Below are 17,928 nucleotides of genomic sequence, written 5' to 3'. Positions count from 1 at the left end.
GGCTGCGCCCATCCCTTTGGTTCCATGAACGCACCGCAATCCCCCCGCTCCACCCTGGCCCTGCGCCGCATAGCCCTTTTTGAAGGCCTGGGCGAGGCCTGCCTGGACCGCATTGCCGCCGAGTGCGACTGGCGCACGATAGAGGCCCGCACGCCCCTGTTCACCCGCGCATCGCCGGGCGGCGAGGTGTACTTTTTGTGCGCCGGGCGCGTGCGCATCACCACCTACGCAGCCAGCGGGCGCGAGGTCACGTTTCGGGACTGCGAGGCGGGCGAGCATTTTGGCGACCTGTCGGCCATCGACGGGCAGCCCCGCTCGGCCGACGTGGAGGCACTGGAACCCAGCGTGCTGGCCAGCCTGTCGGGCCCCGCCTTCATTGCGATGCTGGAGCGCGAGCCCATCGTCGCCATGCGCATGATGAGGAACCTCACAACCCTGGTGCGGCGCCTGACCGAGCGCGTGATTGACCTGAGCACCCTGGGCGTGCAAACCCGCCTGCACGCCGAGCTGCTGCGCCTGGCCCGTGCGGGCGGGGGGCAAGGCGACAACACCGCCCGCATCGACCCCGCCCCGGCCCACGCCGTGCTGGCCAGCAAGATCAGCACCAATCGCGAGCAAGTCACCCGCGAGATCAGCGCCCTGACCAAACGCGGCCTGTTGCGCAAAGAGGGCCCGCATGTGCTGGTGGTGGCCGATGTTGCCGGGCTGGCCAACCTGGTGGCGCAGGTGCGCGGCGACTGAGCGGCAGCAGCGTGGTACGCCGGTGCACCACCTCCATCCGAAGCACCATCAGACACAGTTTGCTTTTCTATTGATAGCTTTTAGCGCTTTATGGATAAGCGCTATGGGCCATTTTTTCCCAAATGATTGCCAGGGGCCACAACGGCGGCCGGGTCCGCCGCGCCACTGCCGTCTGCAGGCAGCGCTGCCTGCCCGGCGCCTTGCAGCAGCCATTGCCGAAAACACCGCAGCGCGTGCAGCTGCGTGCGCCCTTCGGGGTAACAAAACCAATAGCCCACGTCGCTCTGGTAGCCGCCGCGCAGCGGGGCGTCGGCCAGCGGCTCGCGCACCAGGCCAGCGGTGATTTCGTCCTGCACCAGACAGCGCGGCACCAGGGCCAGGCCCATGCCAGCCATCACGGCGCGGATCATGGTCTGGAACTGGTCGAACTGCGGTCCGCCCAGCGGGTCGATCAGGCCCACCACGTTGTGGGTTTCGCTCCAGCGCAGCCAGGCCTCGGGCACGGTCACATGGCGCAGCAAGGTCTGCCTGGCCACATCGCGCGGCGTGTGGAGGGGCCAGTCGGCCACCTTGGTGCGTGGGGCGATGAGCGCCACATCATGGCCCGTGATGTAGTGCGCATGGGCGCCGGGCCAGTGGCCGTCGCCGAACAGGATGGCGCAGTCCAGCTCGGGCCGGGTGAAGTCGTAGCTGTGCACATACGGCACGAAGTGCAGCGTGACCTGCGGGTGTAGCTGCTGGAACTGCGGCAGCCGTGGAATGAGCCACTTGGCGCCAAAGGTGGGCAGGCTGGACAGGTGCAGCGCGCCGCCGCCGTCGTCGCTGGTGATGAGCTCCAGCGTGGCGGCTTCGAGTTGCAGCAGCACGGCCTGCACGGCCTTCTCGTAGCGTTCGCCGGCAGGGGTGAGGGCCAGGCGCTTGCGGGTGCGCTCGAACAGCGGCACGCCCACCCAAGTCTCCAGGTCCTTGACCTGCTTGCTGACGGCGCTCTGCGTGAGGTGCAGCGCCTCGGCGGCGCGCGAGACGCCGCCGAACCGCGCCACGGTGGAGAACGCGCGCAGCAGGTGCAGCGGGGGCGCGAGGCGGCGCAGCGACATGGTAGGGGTACTTAAAACATTCCAGATTGGAATGTTATCAGGCATATCCATTGCTTGGTCAATGGTGTCCCTTTCGTTAACCTCGGTGCATCTCAAAGGAGAAAAAAGCTATGCAACGCCGTCACCTGCTGGCCACATTGGCAGCCGTATCTTTAGCGCCTGGAATGTCTTTTGCCCAGGAGGGCAAGCCATTGCGCATGATCGTTCCCTTCCCGCCCGGGGGCGCCACCGACATCACGGCACGCACGCTGCAGGACGCCATGGCCCGCATCCTCAAGCAGCCCGTGGTGCTGGAAAACCGCGGTGGTGCGGGCGGTTCCATCGGCATGGCGGAAGTGGCCCGCGCCCCGGCAGACGGCCTCACCATCGGCGTGGCCACGCTGTCCACCCATGGCGTGAACCCCGCCGTGTACAGCAAGCTGCCCTACCACCCCACCAGGGATTTCGTCGGCGTGACCGAGATCGTCAAGGCCCCGGGTGTCATCGTGGTCAACCCCAAGGCGCTGCCCGTCAAGGACTTTGCCGACCTGGTGAAATACCTCAAGGCCAACCCTGGCAAGGTGTCGTATGCCACGCCGGGCAACGGCACCATCGGCCACATGTGGGGCGAGCTGTTCAAGAGCAGCACGGGCACCTCGATGGTGCACATCCCCTACCGTGGCGCGGGCCCGGCCATCAACGACGTGCTGGCGGGCCAGGTGGCGGTGTACTTTGACCAGGTGGCTTCGTCGCTGCCGCACGTCAAGGCCGGCAAGGTCAAGGCGCTGGCCGTTTCGTGGCCCCAGCGGCTGGATGTGCTGCCCGATGTGCCTACCTACGGCGAACTGGGCCATGCCGCCAACAACGATCCGTCGTGGTTTGGCCTGGTAGCGCCGGCCGGCACGCCGCCGGCGGCGGTGGATCGCATCCAGCAGGCCGTGACCCAGGCCCTTCAGGAGCCCGCCGTGCGTGAGCGGCTGGCCGCACAGGGCCTGTACCCCTCGGGCACGACGCCCAAGGCCTTCACGGCCCAGATCGCCCGCGAAATCGACAAGATGAAGAGCGTGGCGGCATTCGCCAAGGTCAGCCTCGACTGATCGCAGCACGGGCCTGCGGGCCCGACGGCCACAGCCGGACAGGCACAGGAATAACCATGGGGTCTGTCGGGTCCGGGCGGCGAGGCCGGCCGCCCCCCCTTAAGCACACTCTGCCTATGCATGCAGCCTTGAAACTGATCAACCACCGCTTCCAGCAAGCCCAGCCCGGTGCCACGGGTTCGCCCGGTGGCGCAACGCCGCCCGCGCGCATGGTTTCGCACCAGCCCGGCACCACGCCGCTGGTGCTCGACTCCCCGCACAGCGGCACCCAGTACCCCGCCGACTTTGGCGCCGCACTCGACCTGGCCACGCTGCGCCGTGCGGAAGACACCCACGTCGAGAAGATCTACGCCTTTGCCCCCGCGCTCGGCGTGGCCTGGGTCGAGGCCCATTTCCCCCGCATCTACCTCGATGCCAACCGCGACACCACCGAGCTCGACACCACGCTGCTCGATGGTGAATGGACCGACGCCCTCTCCACCGACCCCCAGGTGCTCAGCAAGGTGCGCCTGGGCAAGGGCCTGGTCTGGAAGTTCACCGACGACGGCGAGCCCATCTACCAGCGCCTGCTGTCCGTGGCCGAGGTGCGCGCACGCATCGACCGCTGCTGGCGCCCCTACCATGCCGCCGTGGCGCAGGCCATCGATGCCGCCCATGCGCGCCACGGCTACAGCATCCACCTCAACTGCCACTCCATGCCCGCAGTGGCCGGGCGTTTTGCCACGGAATTCCCCGGCCTCGTGCATGCCGACTTCGTGGTGGGCGACCGCGACGGCAGCACGGCCAGCCCGGCGCTGTCGGCCCTGATCTGCGAGCACCTGCGCGGCTGCGGCTACAGCGTGGACTACAACCACCCCTACAAGGGCGTGGAGCTGGTGCGCCGCTACGGCAACCCGGCGCAGCACCGCCACAGCATCCAGGTCGAGATCAACCGCAAGCTCTACATGGACGAGCACACGCTGGCGCCGCACCCCGAAGGCATGGCGCGCCTGCAGGCCGACCTGCAGGCCCTGGTGCACAAGCTGCTGGCCACCGATCCGCTCTGAAAGGCAGCGGTGGCCGGGGGCGGCGCGCCACCGCCGCGTTCTCCCGGCAAAGGGCGCAGCATTGGCGGGGCTGCGCCGCCTAAAATCGTGGCACAGGCGCGGCGCCAGACCGCTGCCCCCCCACCAGGAGACCCCGCATGCGCATCCTCATTGCCGAAGACGACCAGGTGCTGGCCGATGGCCTGCTGCGCACGCTGCGCGGATCGGGCGCCGTGGTGGACCATGTGGCCAGCGGCGGCGAGGCCGATGCCGCGCTCATGACCAACAACGAGTTCGACCTGCTCATCCTGGATCTGGGTCTGCCCAAGATGCATGGGCTGGAGGTGCTCAAAAAGCTGCGCAGCCGGGGTTCGGCCCTGCCGGTGCTCATCCTCACCGCCGCCGACAGCGTGGACGAGCGCGTGAAGGGACTGGACTACGGCGCCGACGACTACATGGCCAAGCCGTTCAGCCTGCAAGAGCTCGAAGCCCGCGTGCGCGCCCTCACGCGCCGGGGCATGGGCGGCACCAGCAGCGCCATCAAGCACGGGCCCCTGGTGTACGACCAGGCCGGCCGCGTGGCCACCATCGACGGCAAGATGGTCGAGCTGTCGGCGCGCGAGCTGGGCCTGCTCGAAGTGCTGCTGCAGCGTGCCGGCCGCCTGGTGAGCAAGGAGCAACTGGTGGAGCGTCTGTGCGAGTGGGGCGAAGAGGTGAGCAACAACGCCATCGAGGTCTACATCCACCGCCTGCGCAAGAAGATCGAGAAAGGCCCGATCCGCATTGCCACGGTGCGCGGGCTGGGTTACTGCCTGGAAAAGATTCCCGGTTGAGGATGCACCCCCTGAGTCGCTTCGCGCCTTCCCCCTCTCTTTCGGGAGGGGGACGTACCCGGTGGCCTGGCAAAGCCAGTTCCACGGGTGCACTGGCCTGGGCCGTGCCAGTTGCATCGGCTGTGGGTGAGTGCGGTGTCCAAGTTTGAGGCAAAAATAATAGCTTCTGGCGCTTATTGGATAAGCGCTAGAGGCCAAAAAGGCTTGAAACCTTGAAAATCTTCCAGCGCGAGCAGCGCTCCCTGTTCGGCGAAATCCTCGACTGGATGCTCACGCCGCTGCTGCTGCTGTGGCCCGTGAGCCTGGCGCTGACCTGGCTGGTGGCGCAGGGCCTGGCCAACAAGCCGTTTGACCGCGCCCTGGAATACAACGTCCATGCGCTGGCGCAGCTGGTGACGGTGCAGCACAGCAAGGTGCAGTTCAACCTGCCCCAGCCGGCCAGCGAGATCCTGCGCGCCGACGACTCCGACATCGTCTACTACCAGGTGATGGGCCCCGGGCGCAAATTGCTCTCGGGCGAACGCGACCTGCCGCAACCCGATGACGACGACCGCCCGGCACCGGGCGACGTGCGCCTGCGCGACGCCGAATTGCGCGGCGTGGAGATCCGCGTGGCCTACATCTGGGTGCGCCTGCCGCTGCCCGATGCGCCGCTGGCCCTGGTGCAGGTGGCCGAAACGCGCGAAAAGCGCAGCGTGCTGGCCACCGAAATCATCAAGGGCGTGATGCTGCCGCAGTTCGTCATCCTGCCGCTGGCGGTGCTGCTGGTGTGGCTGGCGCTGGCGCGTGGCATCCAGCCGCTGAACCAGCTGGAGCAGCGCATCCGTGAGCGCAGCCCCGACGACCTCTCGCCGCTGGACGACCGCACCGTGCCGCTGGAGGTGGCGCCGTTGGTGTCCTCCGTCAACGACCTGCTCACGCGCCTGGGCGACTCGCTGGCCACGCAAAAGCGCTTTCTGGCCGACGCGGCCCACCAGCTCAAGACACCGCTGGCGGGGTTGCGCATGCAGGCCGACCTGGCCCAGCGCGAGGGCACCAGCACCGAAGAGCTCAAGCGCTCGCTGCAGCAGATTGGCCGCTCCAGCATCCGCGCCACGCACACCGTCAACCAGCTGCTGGCGCTGGCGCGCGCCGAGGGCAGCGGCGCGGGCATTGCCCGCGTGCCCTGTGACCTGGCCCGCCTGACCATCGAGGTGGTGCGCGACTCGGTGCCGCGCGCGCTCGACAAGCAGATCGACCTGGGCTACGACGGCGCCCAGCCGGGCGCCCCCGGCGTCTGGGTGGACGGCAACCCCACCTTGCTCAAGGAGCTGGTGCGCAACCTGGTGGACAACGCCATCAACTACACCCCCTCCACCCCCGACAAGCCCGGCGTGGTCACTGCCCGCGTGCTGGCCGACACCTTTGGCCATGTGCTGCTGCTGCAGGTGGAAGACTCGGGCCCTGGCGTGCCCGAGTCCGAGCGCGAGCTGGTCTTCCAGCCCTTTTACCGGGCGCTGGGCAGCGAGGCCGACGGCTCGGGCCTGGGCCTGCCCATCGTGCTGGAGATCGCGCGCCAGCATGCGGCCGAGGTGCTGCTGGAAAATGCCCACCCGGGCCAGCAACCGCCGGGCGCGCGGTTCACGGTGCGCTTTGCCGCGCGCTCGCCAGACGCCGATGCTCCGCAGGGTTGAGCCTGCCCGGGTACAGGCGGTGGTTTGCTGTTGAAATGGAAGCATGCAGCGCTTTGCTATCGAGCGCTGCAGCCGTTTTTCTTCCAATTTCCTCAGGGGCAGGCGCGCAGGGCCTTGTCGCCCAGGGCCTGGCGCAGCTGCGTTTCGGCCTGTGCGCGCGTGGCGCTGTCCAGGGCGGGCAGGCGCAGCGTGAAGCCCTGGGCCTCGGCCCGTTCCACCACCACTTTGGCGGTGCGCACGCCCTGGCCGTTGAGTGTGGCCAGCGCCCGCTGGGCGGCTTCTTCGGTGCCAAAGCGGCCCAGCGACAGGCCCGGCTCCAGGGCAGGGTTGCCGGGGCGGTCAAAGGGCAGCTTGCGGGCGCGCAGCTCGGCGCGCTTCTTTTCCAGCGCCTCGTCGTCGGCAAAGCGGCCCATGTACACCATCCAGCGCCCGGCAATGGTGGTGGCTTCGAGACTCCAGCTGTCTTGCGGCAGGCCGGCGGCGGCGCTGCGCACGGCGTCGGCCTGGCGCGTGTTCAGCACACCGGCCTGCAGGCACACCGTGGCGGCCTCGGCAGGGGCCTCGCTGGCCACGGGGGCCGCCACCGGGGCGGTGTCGCGGGCCGGCAGTATGCGCAACGTCTCGGGGCGGATCTGCTGCGCCAGGCGGTGGGGCTCGGACTGTTCGACCGGCGCCAGTCCCCAGGTGCGCAGCCAGCCCTGCGACCAGGCGTAATAGCCGGCATTGGCCAGCAGCAGGGCGATGACGGCGAGGCGCAGCATGGGGCAGATCTTTCAGGCGGGGCGCGCGGCAGCGGGCCGCACGCTGATTTCAGAGCTGGTGATGGCCTGCATGCCCTGCGCAGTGTGCACCAGCAGCGCGCCATCTTCGGCCACACCATGGGCCATTCCGGCCTGCCCGTCGCTGAGCGTCACTGCGCGGCCCTGCAGCACGTCGCGGGTGGCAAACCGGGCCTGCATGGGCGCGAAGCCATAGCCTTCGAACGACTGCAGCATGGCCACCAGTGGGGGCACGATGCGCAGCAGCGCGGTGGGTGCATCCAGCCCCGGCTCCACATCCTGCAGGCTGCCGGGCGCCATGCTCAGGCCCTCGGGGCTGCGCGGCAGCACGTTGATGCCGATGCCCACCACCACATAGCGGGCGCTGGCGGGGCGGGCTGCTGCAGCCGCCTGGGGTACGACGAAACTTGCCGTCTCCACCAGGATGCCGCCGAGCTTGCGGTCGCCCGCCGTACCACTGCCACCCCCCAGCCACAGGTCGTTGGGCCACTTGAGGCCCACGCGTGCCGGTTGCTCCACCCCCAGGGGGGGCGGCAGGGGCTGCAGGCTTTCGGCCACGCTCACCCCCACGGCCAGCGACAGGCCCGACCAGTCGGCCGGTGCCAGCGGGAGCCCCAGGGACATCATGAGGGAAGCCCCCACGTCGCTTTGCCACACCCGCCCCAGCCGCCCGCGCCCTGCCGTCTGTTGCTCGGCCACCAGCAGGGTGGGCTCGCACTGGCCGGCGCGCGCGCGGCGCATCAACTCGGTGTTGGTGGAGTCGATGCTGGGCAGGACCTCGACCGTGAAACCGGGCAGCAGGGGCGCCACTGCCTCCCAGATGGCCTCGGCGGGCCAGCGCATGGGTTGCTGCTGCATCACTGCGGGGGGCTGCGGCGGGGTTTGGGGGCCGCCTTGGCTTGCTGGGCGGCTTGGGTCTTTGGAGGCGCTGCCTTTGGGGGGGGGGACGGCGGCAGCGGCACCGGCGGCGCCCAGCCGCGCTTGGGCGCCAGCAGCGTGCCCCGGCAGTTCTTGCTGCCGCACCAGCACGGGTATTCGGCCTTGAGCTTCTTCGTATAGCGCTCTTCGATGATCAGGCCGTAGTCGTAGTTCAGCTCTTCGCCGGCCTTGATATTGCGCAGCGCCGTGATGAAAATGCGGCCGTCGCGCTCGTCGGCGTAGCAGTTGGGGTTGCAGCTGTGGTTGATCCAGCGCGAGGAGTTGCCGCAGAACTTGGCGTCGATCACATGGTCTTCATCCACATGGAAGTAGAACGTGTGGTTGGGTTGCAGGGGGTCGTGCGGGTGGCGGTCCTGCGCCTCCTGCCAGCCGATCACTTCGCCGGTGTACTCCACCAGCACCTCGCCCTCGGCAATGTCCTGCACGGCAAACACGCCCTTGCCGTGCACACCCGAGCGCCGGGTCTGGATGCGGCGGCCCGGGGCAATGGGGGGGACGGCAGGCGATGCGGAGCGGGGCATGGCAAAAACTCTGTTAACTTGAGGGTGCACACAGGTGTGCGTGCGCGTGTATGCGTGTGCATGCGCGTGAGAGCCGAATTGTAGAAGCGCCCGCAACCCGGGCAAGCCAAATGACAGGCGAGAGCCCCCAAATGACCAAGACCCTGGTAATTGCAGAAAAACCCTCCGTCGCGCAGGACATCGTGCGCGCCCTTACGCCCGTGGCCGGCAAGTTCGACAAGCATGAAGACCACTTCGAGAACGACCGCTATGTAGTCACCAGCGCCGTGGGCCACCTGGTGGAGATCCAGGCGCCCGAGGAGTTCGACGTGAAGCGCGGCAAGTGGAGCTTTGCGCACCTGCCCGTGATTCCGCCGTACTTTGACCTCAAGCCCGTGGACAAGACCAAGAGCCGCCTGAACGCGGTGGTCAAGCAGGCCAAGCGCAAGGACGTGACCGAACTCATCAACGCCTGTGACGCGGGCCGCGAAGGGGAGCTGATCTTCCGTTTGATCGAGCAGTACGCGGGCGGCAGCAAACCGCTGGGCAAGCCCGTGAAGCGCCTGTGGCTGCAGAGCATGACGCCCCAGGCCATTCGCGACGGCTTCGAGGCCCTGCGCACCGAGCAGCAGATGGCCGGCCTGGCCAGCGCCGCGCGCAGCCGCTCCGAGGCCGACTGGCTGGTCGGCATCAACGGCACCCGCGCCATGACGGCGTTCAACTCGCGCGATGGTGGTTTCTTCCTGACCACCGTGGGCCGGGTCCAGACACCCACGCTGTCGCTGGTGGTGGAGCGCGAAGAAAAGATCCGCAAGTTCGTGAGCCGAGACTACTGGGAAATCCACGCCACCTTCGGCGCCGAGGCGGGCGAGTACCCTGCCAAGTGGTTCGACCCGAAGTGGAAGAAGGGCGAGGATGTGGAAGCCCGCGCCGACCGCGTGTGGTCCGCCGCCGAAGCCCAATCCATCGCCAACGCCGTGCGCGGCAAGCAGGCCACGGTCACCGAAGAGAGCAAGCCCACCACCCAGGCATCGCCCCTGCTGTTCGACCTGACCAGCCTGCAGCGCGAGGCCAACGGCAAGTTCGGCTTCAGTGCCAAGACCACGCTGGCCCTGGCGCAAAGCCTGTACGAGCGCCACAAGGCCCTGACCTACCCGCGTACCGACTCGCGCGCGCTGCCCGAGGACTACCTGCCGGTGGCCAAGCAGACCTTCGAGATGCTGGCCGACAGCGGCATGCGGCATCTCGCACCCCACGCGCTCACGGCGCTGAACAACAACTACGTGCGCCCGTCCAGGCGCATCTTCGACAACAGCAAGGTGAGCGATCACTTTGCCATCATCCCCACGCTGCAGGCACCGAGCGGTCTGAGCGAAGCCGAGCAGAAGCTGTACGACCTGGTGGTGCGCCGCTTCATGGCGGTGTTCTTCCCCAGCGCCGAATACACCGTCACCACCCGCATTTCCACAGTGGCGCCCCATAGCTTCAAGACCGAAGGCAAGGTGCTGGTCAAGCCGGGCTGGCTGGCCATTTATGGCAAGGAAGCGGCTGACGAAGTCGAAGGCGGCAAGGATGGCGACAAGGGCCAGAACCTGGTGCCGGTGAAGCCCGGCGAAATGGTCAACACCTTGGCCGCCGACCCCAAGGGCCTCAAGACCAAGCCACCCGCACGCTACTCCGAAGCCACGCTGCTGGGCGCCATGGAAAGTGCCGGCAAGCAGATCGACGACGAAGAACTGCGCAGCGCCATGCAGGAAAAAGGCCTGGGCACGCCGGCCACGCGCGCGGCCATCATCGAAGGGCTGCTGACCGAAAAATACATGCTGCGCGAAGGCCGCGAGATCATCCCCACGGCCAAGGCCTTCCAGCTCATGACACTGCTGCGCGGGCTGGAGGTGGAAGAACTCTGCCGCGCCGACCTGACCGGTGAGTGGGAGTACAAGCTCTCGCAGATGGAAAAGGGCCAGCTCAGCCGTGAAGCCTTCATGGCCGAGATCGCCGCCATGACCGAGCGCATGGTCAAGAAGGCCAAGGAATACGACCGCGACACCATCCCCGGTGACTACGCCACGCTCGAATCGCCCTGCCCCAACTGCGGCGGTGTGGTCAAGGAGAACTACCGCCGCTTTGCCTGCGTGGGCAAGCCGGGCGCAGAGCCTTGCGGGTTCAGCTTCGGCAAGTCGCCCGCCGGCCGCACCTTTGAAACCGCCGAGGCCAACGCCCTGCTGCGCGACAGGAAGATCGGTCCGCTGGAGGGTTTCCGCTCCAAGGCCGGCTGGCCCTTCACGTCCGAGATCGTCATCAAGTACGACGACGAGGCGCACAACTACAAGCTCGAATTCGACTTTGGCGACGACAAGAAGGGCGAAGAGTCCGGTGAGATCGTAGAGTTTGAAGACGCCGCCCTCGGCCCTTGCCCCATCTGCGGATCCGAAGTGCACGAGCACGGCAGCAACTACGTGTGCAGCAAGGCCGTGCCTACCGCTGCCCAGCCCACGCCCAGCTGCACCTTCAAGAGCGGCAAGATCATCCTGCAGCAGCCCGTGGAACGCGAGCAGATGACCAAGCTGCTGGAGACCGGCAAGACGGACTTGCTCGACAAGTTCGTCAGCATGCGCACCCGCCGTGCCTTCAAGGCCCACCTGGCGTGGGACAAGGAGGCGGGCAAGGTCAACTTCGAGTTTGCGCCCAGCAAGTTCCCGCCACGCCCAGGCGCTGCTGCAAAAACAGTAGCTGCCAAGGCAGGCAAGACCAGCGCTACTGCCAAAAAAGCCCCGACCAAGAAGGCCGCAGCCAAAACCACCGCCGCCAAAGCACCGCGCAAGGCCGCCGCAGGCAAGGCCCCCAGCGCCGCCCTGGCTGCCGTCATTGGCAACGAACCCGTGGCCCGGCCCGAGGCCGTGAAGAAGATGTGGGAATACATCAAGGCCCACAACCTGCAGGACCCCAAGGACAAGCGCACCATCGTCGCCGACGACAAGCTGCGCGCCGTGTTCGGCAAGGACAGCGCAGGCATGTTCGAGCTGGCGGGCATTCTGGGCAACCACCTGGGCGGCGAATGATGCAACCGCCCGGCACGGAAGCCACCCCGTCGTCCGCATCGGTCGCGCAGGGCTTCTGGCGCACCGCGCTGGTGGCCTTGGCGGTTGCCGGGGCGCTGGTCGGGTGCAGCAGCACCGCAGGCTCTGCGCGCTCCAGCGACCCGGCCAGCCAGCAGCAGCCCCGGGGTGCCAGCGGCGTGACCGTGTTTGGCGACATCGACGTGAGCGTGACACGCGAGCGCACGCGCTGACGCGCCCTTTGCGGGCACTCTCGCAGCATGCGCAGCCGCACCGAACGTACCGTCTTCACCGCTGTCGCGGTGGTGCTGATGGCGGCGGCGGCTGCCGCGTGGTGGACGCGCGATGCCTGGCTGCCCCACGCGGGGCCCTGGTCCGAGCAGGCCTGGAAAAAGATCACCCGCCCCGGCCCCGACACCTTGCCGCCCGGCAAGCGGCCCGCCCAGGCGCAGCCCGCGCGCAGCGGTGCCTCCGAGCCCGCCGCGCCAGAGCCGCGCAAGTGCGTGAAAGACGGCCGCACCACTTACACCGACCAACCCTGCCCACGCGGCAGCCAGGAGCTGCCGGTGGATGGCGCCGTCACGTCCTTGCCGCGCTGACGGGCTCTCGGGCGCCGCGCCGATCGCAGGCACCGTCTCGCGCAGTCTGCCCGCGCCCACCGCCTTCGCGCCACACCCGGCCCCGCACGCGCGTGACACGGCCTGACACACGCCTGGGCTAAGCTGCGGCGATCTTCCTCGCTTTGTCACGCCGCTCTTCTGCCATGCCATCCATCCCGTCGTCCACCAGCACCGCTCCAGCCCCCAGCCGCTCTCTGCCCCTGGCTGGCGCCACCAACTTCCGCGACCTGGGAGGCTACGTGGGCCATGGCGGGCGGGCCGTGAAATGGCGGCGCATCTTCCGCTCCGACCACCTGGCGGGCCTGACGCCCGAAGACCAGGCCCTGCTGGCCGACCTGGGCGTGGCCCGTGCGGTGGACTTTCGGGGCCAGGCCGAAAGCGCCGCCTATGCCTATGCACTGCCCGGCGTGGCCTACCACCCGCTGCACATCGAACCCACCGTGGTGCAGCGCGCACTGGAGCTGCAGCGCACTGGCCGCCAGCTCACCGCCCAAGACGCCGTGGGCCTGATGCAGGACACCTACCGGGGCTTTGTGCATGACAACGCGCCGCGTTTTGCCGCATTGTTCAACCTGCTGCTGGCCAGCGACACGCCCACCGTCTTCCATTGCACCGCGGGCAAAGACCGCACCGGCTTTGCCGCCGCCCTCATCCTGCTGGCCCTGGGCGTGCCGCGCGATGTGGTCATGCACGACTACCTGCTCACCAACGCGCTTTACCAGCGCCCGCCCGGCATGGGCAGCCACGCGCCGGAGGAAGTGCTGCGCGTGCTGTGGCGCGTGCAGGAAGAGTTTCTGAATGCCGCCCTGCACATGGTGGACAACGACTTCGGCGGCGTGCAGGCTTATCTGGTGGACGTGCTGGGGGTGGATGCCACTGCGCAGAAGGAGCTGGCGGGGCGGTATCTGCAGGCGGTGTGACAGTGTCCCAGCGGATGGTCGTTTTGTATGCAATCAATTGCATAGCGCATCGCCTTTATTGCACAAGCGCTTATGGCTGATGCGGCTTGGGTTTGCCCCCCAAGCACCACAGCATCGGCGTTCCAAACAGGCTTTTTCGCATCCTTGAAGTTTGACGGTTGCTTCATACCGCCACAGCCTCTACATTGTTTACAGATGATCACAAAGAAGCTGGCAAGGGGAGGCAACAGGTGGCATGGCGACATTGATACCGGCGATAGGCTCGTCCGCATTTGATTCCACGGGCGAGCGTCGCCTGGCCGAGCGGCTAGAGCAAAAGCTCGATGCCGACTACTTGTTGTGGCACAACGTGCCCATCAGCCCCAAGCAAACCCACCCCGACTTTGTGGTGCTGCACGCCCGCAGGGGCTTGCTGGTGCTGGAGACCAAGGATTGCAGGACTCTCCTCGATCAGCCAAGAGCAGGCCGAGATTCTTGCCGCGCTGACGATCAAAAAACCAAGCCTGAACACCCAATTGACCCTTTTGTAGTAGAGCGTTTTGGATGCGGCACTATATGGATCAATGACTTACGCGGTTAACTGTCTATCCAGCCCCAGGCGATGGCGGCCACCACGCAGTCGTCCCATGTCACGCTGGGCTGGCCGGTGGCCTTTTTAAGATGCGCACCCACACTTCAGTCTCGCTGGCGTGGTTGGCATGCAGCCACGCGTGGAGTTGCTCTGGCGTTTCAAAGGTGTGGTGTGCCGTGTTGCTCATGTATTGATAGCTGTTTGCGCTTATTCCACAAAGAATGGTGGCCTATTCTGCACACAACTCGTACCCCGTACTACGCCCCCCGCCCTCCAGCCTGCGCAGCACGCCGCGCTCCAACAGGTCATTGATGTCCCGCAGCGCCGTGTCCGCAGAGCATTTGCCCATCGCCGCCCACTTGGCATTGGTCAGCTTGCCTTCCATGCCGTCCAGCACGCGGTTCAGCACCAGGGTTTGCCGCGCGTTCATGGGCGTGCCTGCCCAGCGTTGCCAGAACTGGGCCTTGTCCAGCACGCCTGCCAGTGTGGCGTCTGCGCCCTGCACGGCGCGCAGCAGGCAGCCCAGAAACCAGTGCAGCCACGGGGTGACATCCAGCGGGCCTTTTTGGGTGGCCTCTAGCTGGTCGTAATAGTCTTTGCGCTCGCGTTGTATCTGGGCGCTGAAACTGTAGAAGCGTTGATGCGTTCCTTCGGCCCTGGCCAGCGCCATGTCGCCCACGGCACGGCTCAGGCGGCCGTTGCCATCGTCAAAAGGGTGCAGGGTGACCAGCCACAGGTGGGCCAGGCCTGCTTTGATGATGGCGTCGCCCACCGTGGCGGCTTCAAACCAGTCAAAAAAAGCCTGGGTTTGCGCGGGCAGGGTGGCGGCGGGCGGGGCTTCAAAGTGCACTTTCTCTCTGCTCACGGGGCCAGACACCACTTGCATGGGGCCGCTGGCATCGGTGCGCCACGCGGCCACGGTGATGCGCATGCGCCCGCTGTAGCCGGTGGGGAACAGTGCCGCATGCCAGCCAAACAGGCGCTCGGGGGTCAGGGGCTGGCCAAAGTTGCGGGTGGCGTCCAGCACCACGTCCACCACGCCGTCCACATGCCGGTCGCTGGGGGCCAGGGCTCCAATATCGAGGCCCAGCTTGCGGGCCACGGAGGAGCGCACGGCTTCCAGGTCCAGCCGCTCGCCTTCGATGGCGCTGGTGGTGATGACTTCTTGCGTCAGCACCTGCAGGGTGGCCTGGTCGCGCTGCGGCAGGCCCAGCTCTCCCATGCGCCCGGCCAGCATGCCCTGTGCGCGGTGCACCTGCGCTAATGGCGCGGCCAGGGCGGCAGCGTCAAAAACAAGGTGCGGCCAATCGGGCAACTGCCAGATGTAGCGGGGCGTGCGGGTGGGGCGGTGGTGGCGCATGCGGCGATTATGCAGACTATTCGCCGCTTTCTGTGCGGTGAATGCCGCCGCAATACGGCTCAAACGCGGATGCCGAGGGCCAGTATTGCTGCGCTTTTGATAGCTGCTTGCGCTTATTCTTATTGCGCTTGAGGCAGATTTGGCAGGTGCATGGCCAGAAACCACCGCCGCAGATGGGGGTGCTCCATCACGGTGCCCACGATGCTCGAGCTTTGGTGGCCACAGAGGAAACACGCCCACAACTAGCGGCCGGTGCCATTGCGGGTGAGCAAGAAGCGCTTGCAGCCACAGTGGTGGCGCCCGAAGTGCTGGCCGTGCTGTGGCGCGTGCAGGAAGAGTTTCTGAATGCCGCCCTGCACATGGTGGACAACGACTTTGGTGGCGTACAGGCGTACCTGGTGGACGTGCTGGGGGTGGATGCTGCTGCGCAAAAGGAACTGGTACAGCGCTATCTGCAAGCGCTGTAAACAACGGTGACCCGCTCCCCACCGGGCAGGACAGCCGCCGCCAAAAGGTGTATACCAGCACACCCCACCGCAGGAGACGCACCATGCAAGTCCAGCCCTACCTGTTTTTTGACGGCCGCTGCGAAGAGGCGCTCAACTTCTACTGCACCGCGCTGGGCGCCCGGGTCACCGCACTGATGCGCTTCAAGGACGCGCCCCCGTCCGCATCGGCCCCGGGTTGCACGCCCCCGCCCGGCGACAAAATCATGCACTCCAACCTGCAGATCGGCACGGCGCAAATCATGGCCTCTGACGGCGTTGCGCCGGGCGAGGGCGCCTTCAAGGGCTTTGCCCTCTCGCTCGCCCCGCCCACCGATGCCGAGGCCGAGCGCCTGTTCAAAGCCCTGTCCGACGGCGGCCAGGTGCAAATGCCGCTGGGCCCCACCTTCTTTGCCTCGTCATTCGGCATGCTGGCCGACCGCTTCGGCGTACCGTGGATGGTCGTCGTGCCGCTGCCCGAAGAACCCTGAGCCCCGCCACCATCGCAGGAACCTTCCATGCGCTTCATGATGCTGATGATTCCGGGCGGCTACGAGTCTGCCCAACCGGGCGTCGTGCCCCTCACCGAGCAGGTCGCCGCCATGATGGCCTACAACATCGAGCTGCAAAAAGCCGGTGTGCTGCTCTCGACCGAAGGCCTGCACCCGCCCGCCACCGGCGCGCGCGTGTCGTTTGCCGGCGGCCAGCCGCAGGTGCGCCAAGGCCCCTTTGCCGAAACGCGTGAAACATTGGGTGGCTTCTGGATGATCGACGTGGCCTCGCAAGACGAAGCCATCGCCTGGGCCCGGCGCTGCCCCGCCGCCGCCAACGAAGTGATCGAAGTGCGCCGCGTGCAGGAGCTGGAAGACTTTCCGCCCGACATCCAAAAAGCGGCGGCAGGCTTTACCGAGATGCAGACCCTGTCGCCGAAGCCCTGATTGCGGCTTTTTTTGCGGCCGGTTCAGCGTTCAGGAAAACCAGCGCAGAAACGCGGCCGCCGTCAGTGCCGTCACGGCCAGCAGCGCCAGGGCGCGCCACACCGTTTGCTGCACAGGCGCGATCCAGCGTGTGCCCCGATAAAGATACAAGGCAACGAGCACAAAACCTGAGGCGGCACAGGCCATCTTGACCAGCAACGCGGCCACGGCAATGCCGTGAATGTCCGGGAACTGTCCGTAATAAAGCCAGCTCACGGCACCGAACGCGCCGCCGCTGCCTGCTTGCGCGGCCCATCCCGCCAGCACGGTCCAGGCCAGGGGTCTGCGCGTGCCTTGCGGCCCCAGCCACAATGCCCCCATGGCACCGCCGACCACGGCGACAGCGCCAAAGTTGTGCGCCACCTGAATGACCGCATAGGCCAGGTTCTGCCAGTCCATGGGCTTATCGGCTAATTGACCGACACCTTGACGCACTGCTCAACGCCAATCGGCGTATGGCCCTTGTCCACGACCTTGATACAGATGTCATGCGGGCCAGAGGCCAGGTTCTTCAGCGTGTACTCGCCCTTGAGCTGGCGCAGGATGGCGGCCTCCTTCGCGTCCACGTAAAGATGGACATGGTCTCCCCGAGGCCCGGGCATGACCTGATAGACGACCTTGTTCTGGGCCATCCCATCGAGCTTGGCCCCTTCCATGGGTTGGGTGATGGTGATGGATCCCTCCTGGGCCAGACCCAACTGTGCACAGGCCAGCAGCGCGGCGCCGAGGATAGGAGAAAGAGATGAATAACGCATGGCGACCTCCTGGGGTTAAACCGAATGCCGAAGCGAACGCCCTCCCTCATCACTGGATTCCTGCACTTGCAGGCAGGAATCACTTCACTCTATACAGCAAGCCATTGCAAGCGCAAAACACGGGCCAAGGAGTAACCATTCGAAGAATGCCGCCATGGCGCGGAATCTCACAACAGCCAGAGATCGAGCAATCCTGATTTCGGAGCACGCAGCGCTGATACACAAAGCGCTTGAGGCCCATTTCACTCAAAAACTCCCTACAGACCTCGCTGACACGCCCCAGCACGGCGCGCAGCAGGAAGGCCAGAACCCAGTCGAGCCACGGTGGTACGTCCAGCGTGCCGCGCTGGGTGGCTTCGCAGAACCAATGGACACCCACTTAGTTTCCAACCTCGCGAGCTCAGCCAGTCACCCGTTCCACCACAATGGCGCAATCAACTTAGGATTTATCCGTAAATTAAGTAAACTCCAAACCTGAGCCGACCTTCACTCGGCGCAGGACAGACAGATGGCCAAGG

21 protein-coding genes and 1 pseudogene are annotated in these 17,928 nt (G+C 66.6%); 13 read left to right on the top strand and 9 right to left on the bottom strand.

What is annotated here, in order from left to right; all coding sequences use genetic code 11:
- The first annotated feature begins 24 nt into the window (after positions 1–24).
- Positions 25–741, top strand: coding sequence for a Crp/Fnr family transcriptional regulator (locus AC1Q5S_RS03455; RefSeq protein ID WP_303836217.1), 717 nt, complete (start codon positions 25–27; stop codon positions 739–741).
- A 101-nt stretch (positions 742–842) separates the two neighbouring features.
- Here AC1Q5S_RS03455 and AC1Q5S_RS03450 read toward each other — a convergent pair whose 3' ends face one another.
- The gene (locus AC1Q5S_RS03450) at positions 843–1,838 is read right to left on the bottom strand and encodes a LysR substrate-binding domain-containing protein (RefSeq protein ID WP_303836215.1); all 996 of its coding nucleotides are present in this window, start codon (positions 1,836–1,838) and stop codon (positions 843–845) included.
- Positions 1,839–1,948: 110 nt separating this feature from the next.
- On the opposite strand from AC1Q5S_RS03450, the gene AC1Q5S_RS03445 reads away from it, so the two are divergent.
- From AC1Q5S_RS03445 to AC1Q5S_RS03430, 4 genes are all read left to right on the top strand, one after another.
- Complete coding sequence (locus AC1Q5S_RS03445) at positions 1,949–2,914, top strand: tripartite tricarboxylate transporter substrate binding protein BugE (protein WP_422203094.1); 966 nt, start codon at positions 1,949–1,951, stop codon at positions 2,912–2,914.
- 116 nt (positions 2,915–3,030) lie between these two features.
- Positions 3,031–3,960 carry an N-formylglutamate amidohydrolase gene (locus AC1Q5S_RS03440; RefSeq protein ID WP_422203096.1) on the top strand — a complete coding sequence of 310 codons (930 nt, stop codon included), beginning with the start codon at positions 3,031–3,033 and terminating at the stop codon, positions 3,958–3,960.
- A 137-nt stretch (positions 3,961–4,097) separates the two neighbouring features.
- Positions 4,098–4,772: a response regulator gene (locus AC1Q5S_RS03435; RefSeq protein WP_303836209.1), complete on the top strand. Its 675-nt coding sequence runs from the start codon at positions 4,098–4,100 to the stop codon at positions 4,770–4,772.
- Between the two features lie 212 nt (positions 4,773–4,984).
- Complete coding sequence (locus tag AC1Q5S_RS03430) at positions 4,985–6,445, top strand: sensor histidine kinase (protein ID WP_303836207.1); 1,461 nt, start codon at positions 4,985–4,987, stop codon at positions 6,443–6,445.
- Between the two features lie 92 nt (positions 6,446–6,537).
- Here the strand turns inward: AC1Q5S_RS03430 and AC1Q5S_RS03425 are convergent, their stop codons facing one another.
- From AC1Q5S_RS03425 to AC1Q5S_RS03415, 3 genes are read right to left on the bottom strand one after another with little or no spacing between them, the layout of a single operon-like run.
- Positions 6,538–7,206 carry an SPOR domain-containing protein gene (locus tag AC1Q5S_RS03425; RefSeq protein ID WP_303836206.1) on the bottom strand — a complete coding sequence of 223 codons (669 nt, stop codon included), beginning with the start codon at positions 7,204–7,206 and terminating at the stop codon, positions 6,538–6,540.
- A 12-nt stretch (positions 7,207–7,218) separates the two neighbouring features.
- Complete coding sequence (locus tag AC1Q5S_RS03420) at positions 7,219–8,082, bottom strand: biotin--[acetyl-CoA-carboxylase] ligase (RefSeq protein ID WP_303836204.1); 864 nt, start codon at positions 8,080–8,082, stop codon at positions 7,219–7,221.
- Complete coding sequence (locus tag AC1Q5S_RS03415) at positions 8,082–8,684, bottom strand: SET domain-containing protein (protein ID WP_422203099.1); 603 nt, start codon at positions 8,682–8,684, stop codon at positions 8,082–8,084. The genes AC1Q5S_RS03420 and AC1Q5S_RS03415 overlap by 1 nt, the downstream gene beginning before the upstream one ends.
- Before the next feature lie 131 nt (positions 8,685–8,815).
- Between AC1Q5S_RS03415 and AC1Q5S_RS03410 the strand changes: the two genes are divergently transcribed.
- The 5 genes and pseudogenes from AC1Q5S_RS03410 to AC1Q5S_RS03390 form a co-directional block, all read left to right on the top strand.
- Positions 8,816–11,725: a DNA topoisomerase III gene (locus AC1Q5S_RS03410; protein ID WP_422203101.1), complete on the top strand. Its 2,910-nt coding sequence runs from the start codon at positions 8,816–8,818 to the stop codon at positions 11,723–11,725.
- Positions 11,722–11,955, top strand: coding sequence for a hypothetical protein (locus AC1Q5S_RS03405; protein ID WP_303836199.1), 234 nt, complete (start codon positions 11,722–11,724; stop codon positions 11,953–11,955). The genes AC1Q5S_RS03410 and AC1Q5S_RS03405 overlap by 4 nt, the downstream gene beginning before the upstream one ends.
- Positions 11,956–11,982: 27 nt before the next feature.
- A complete protein-coding gene (locus AC1Q5S_RS03400; protein ID WP_492238340.1) occupies positions 11,983–12,321 on the top strand; it encodes a DUF4124 domain-containing protein in 339 nt (112 codons plus the stop codon).
- A gap of 164 nt (positions 12,322–12,485) precedes the next feature.
- Positions 12,486–13,262, top strand: a complete 777-nt coding sequence (locus tag AC1Q5S_RS03395) for a tyrosine-protein phosphatase (RefSeq protein ID WP_422204378.1) — start codon at positions 12,486–12,488, stop codon at positions 13,260–13,262.
- A 235-nt stretch (positions 13,263–13,497) separates the two neighbouring features.
- Positions 13,498–13,701, top strand: a pseudogene (locus AC1Q5S_RS03390) (nuclease-related domain-containing protein); the annotation flags it as partial.
- 137 nt (positions 13,702–13,838) lie between these two features.
- Here AC1Q5S_RS03390 and AC1Q5S_RS03385 read toward each other — a convergent pair.
- Positions 13,839–13,895: a hypothetical protein gene (locus tag AC1Q5S_RS03385; protein WP_492238403.1), complete on the bottom strand. Its 57-nt coding sequence runs from the start codon at positions 13,893–13,895 to the stop codon at positions 13,839–13,841.
- A gap of 167 nt (positions 13,896–14,062) precedes the next feature.
- A complete protein-coding gene (locus AC1Q5S_RS03380; protein ID WP_303836193.1) occupies positions 14,063–15,193 on the bottom strand; it encodes a Fic family protein in 1,131 nt (376 codons plus the stop codon).
- Between the two features lie 215 nt (positions 15,194–15,408).
- Here AC1Q5S_RS03380 and AC1Q5S_RS03375 point away from each other — a divergent pair, with 215 nt between their 5' ends.
- From AC1Q5S_RS03375 to AC1Q5S_RS03365, 3 genes are all read left to right on the top strand, one after another.
- Entirely contained in the window at positions 15,409–15,660 is a 252-nt protein-coding gene (locus tag AC1Q5S_RS03375) for a tyrosine-protein phosphatase (protein WP_492238339.1), read from the top strand.
- An 83-nt stretch (positions 15,661–15,743) separates the two neighbouring features.
- A complete protein-coding gene (locus AC1Q5S_RS03370) occupies positions 15,744–16,169 on the top strand; it encodes a VOC family protein (RefSeq protein ID WP_303836191.1) in 426 nt (141 codons plus the stop codon).
- A gap of 27 nt (positions 16,170–16,196) precedes the next feature.
- Positions 16,197–16,616 carry a YciI family protein gene (locus AC1Q5S_RS03365; RefSeq protein WP_422204373.1) on the top strand — a complete coding sequence of 140 codons (420 nt, stop codon included), beginning with the start codon at positions 16,197–16,199 and terminating at the stop codon, positions 16,614–16,616.
- 30 nt (positions 16,617–16,646) lie between these two features.
- Here the strand turns inward: AC1Q5S_RS03365 and AC1Q5S_RS03360 are convergent, their stop codons facing one another.
- The 3 genes from AC1Q5S_RS03360 to AC1Q5S_RS03350 all read right to left on the bottom strand — a co-directional run bounded on the left by AC1Q5S_RS03360 (position 16,647) and on the right by AC1Q5S_RS03350 (position 17,789).
- Positions 16,647–17,054: a hypothetical protein gene (locus tag AC1Q5S_RS03360; RefSeq protein WP_303836187.1), complete on the bottom strand. Its 408-nt coding sequence runs from the start codon at positions 17,052–17,054 to the stop codon at positions 16,647–16,649.
- Between the two features lie 11 nt (positions 17,055–17,065).
- Entirely contained in the window at positions 17,066–17,410 is a 345-nt protein-coding gene (locus AC1Q5S_RS03355; protein ID WP_303836186.1) for a hypothetical protein, read from the bottom strand.
- A 79-nt stretch (positions 17,411–17,489) separates the two neighbouring features.
- Positions 17,490–17,789 (bottom strand): hypothetical protein, encoded by a 300-nt coding sequence (locus AC1Q5S_RS03350; protein ID WP_492238338.1) that lies wholly within the window; start codon positions 17,787–17,789, stop codon positions 17,490–17,492.
- Between the last annotated feature and the right edge of the window lie 139 nt (positions 17,790–17,928).

It is taken from the genome of Acidovorax sp. GW835-FHT14B10, from assembly GCF_058793725.1.
This window is presented reverse-complemented; position numbering and strand designations above follow the sequence as displayed.

Excerpts from the sequence above, each read along its gene's own strand:
- AC1Q5S_RS03420 (WP_303836204.1), bottom strand. The coding sequence starts at position 8,082 with ATGCAGCAGCAACCCATGCGCTGGCCCGCCGAGGCCATCTGGGAGGCA.
- AC1Q5S_RS03395 (WP_422204378.1), top strand. The coding sequence starts at position 12,486 with ATGCCATCCATCCCGTCGTCCACCAGCACCGCTCCAGCCCCCAGCCGC.
- AC1Q5S_RS03455 (WP_303836217.1), top strand. The coding sequence starts at position 25 with ATGAACGCACCGCAATCCCCCCGCTCCACCCTGGCCCTGCGCCGCATA.
- AC1Q5S_RS03435 (WP_303836209.1), top strand. The coding sequence starts at position 4,098 with ATGCGCATCCTCATTGCCGAAGACGACCAGGTGCTGGCCGATGGCCTG.
- AC1Q5S_RS03405 (WP_303836199.1), top strand. The coding sequence starts at position 11,722 with ATGATGCAACCGCCCGGCACGGAAGCCACCCCGTCGTCCGCATCGGTC.
- AC1Q5S_RS03425 (WP_303836206.1), bottom strand. The coding sequence starts at position 7,206 with ATGCTGCGCCTCGCCGTCATCGCCCTGCTGCTGGCCAATGCCGGCTAT.
- AC1Q5S_RS03370 (WP_303836191.1), top strand. The coding sequence starts at position 15,744 with ATGCAAGTCCAGCCCTACCTGTTTTTTGACGGCCGCTGCGAAGAGGCG.
- AC1Q5S_RS03440 (WP_422203096.1), top strand. The coding sequence starts at position 3,031 with ATGCATGCAGCCTTGAAACTGATCAACCACCGCTTCCAGCAAGCCCAG.
- AC1Q5S_RS03410 (WP_422203101.1), top strand. The coding sequence starts at position 8,816 with ATGACCAAGACCCTGGTAATTGCAGAAAAACCCTCCGTCGCGCAGGAC.
- AC1Q5S_RS03365 (WP_422204373.1), top strand. The coding sequence starts at position 16,197 with ATGCGCTTCATGATGCTGATGATTCCGGGCGGCTACGAGTCTGCCCAA.
- AC1Q5S_RS03445 (WP_422203094.1), top strand. The coding sequence starts at position 1,949 with ATGCAACGCCGTCACCTGCTGGCCACATTGGCAGCCGTATCTTTAGCG.
- AC1Q5S_RS03450 (WP_303836215.1), bottom strand. The coding sequence starts at position 1,838 with ATGTCGCTGCGCCGCCTCGCGCCCCCGCTGCACCTGCTGCGCGCGTTC.
- AC1Q5S_RS03355 (WP_303836186.1), bottom strand. The coding sequence starts at position 17,410 with ATGCGTTATTCATCTCTTTCTCCTATCCTCGGCGCCGCGCTGCTGGCC.
- AC1Q5S_RS03400 (WP_492238340.1), top strand. The coding sequence starts at position 11,983 with ATGCGCAGCCGCACCGAACGTACCGTCTTCACCGCTGTCGCGGTGGTG.
- AC1Q5S_RS03380 (WP_303836193.1), bottom strand. The coding sequence starts at position 15,193 with ATGCGCCACCACCGCCCCACCCGCACGCCCCGCTACATCTGGCAGTTG.
- AC1Q5S_RS03360 (WP_303836187.1), bottom strand. The coding sequence starts at position 17,054 with ATGGACTGGCAGAACCTGGCCTATGCGGTCATTCAGGTGGCGCACAAC.
- AC1Q5S_RS03415 (WP_422203099.1), bottom strand. The coding sequence starts at position 8,684 with ATGCCCCGCTCCGCATCGCCTGCCGTCCCCCCCATTGCCCCGGGCCGC.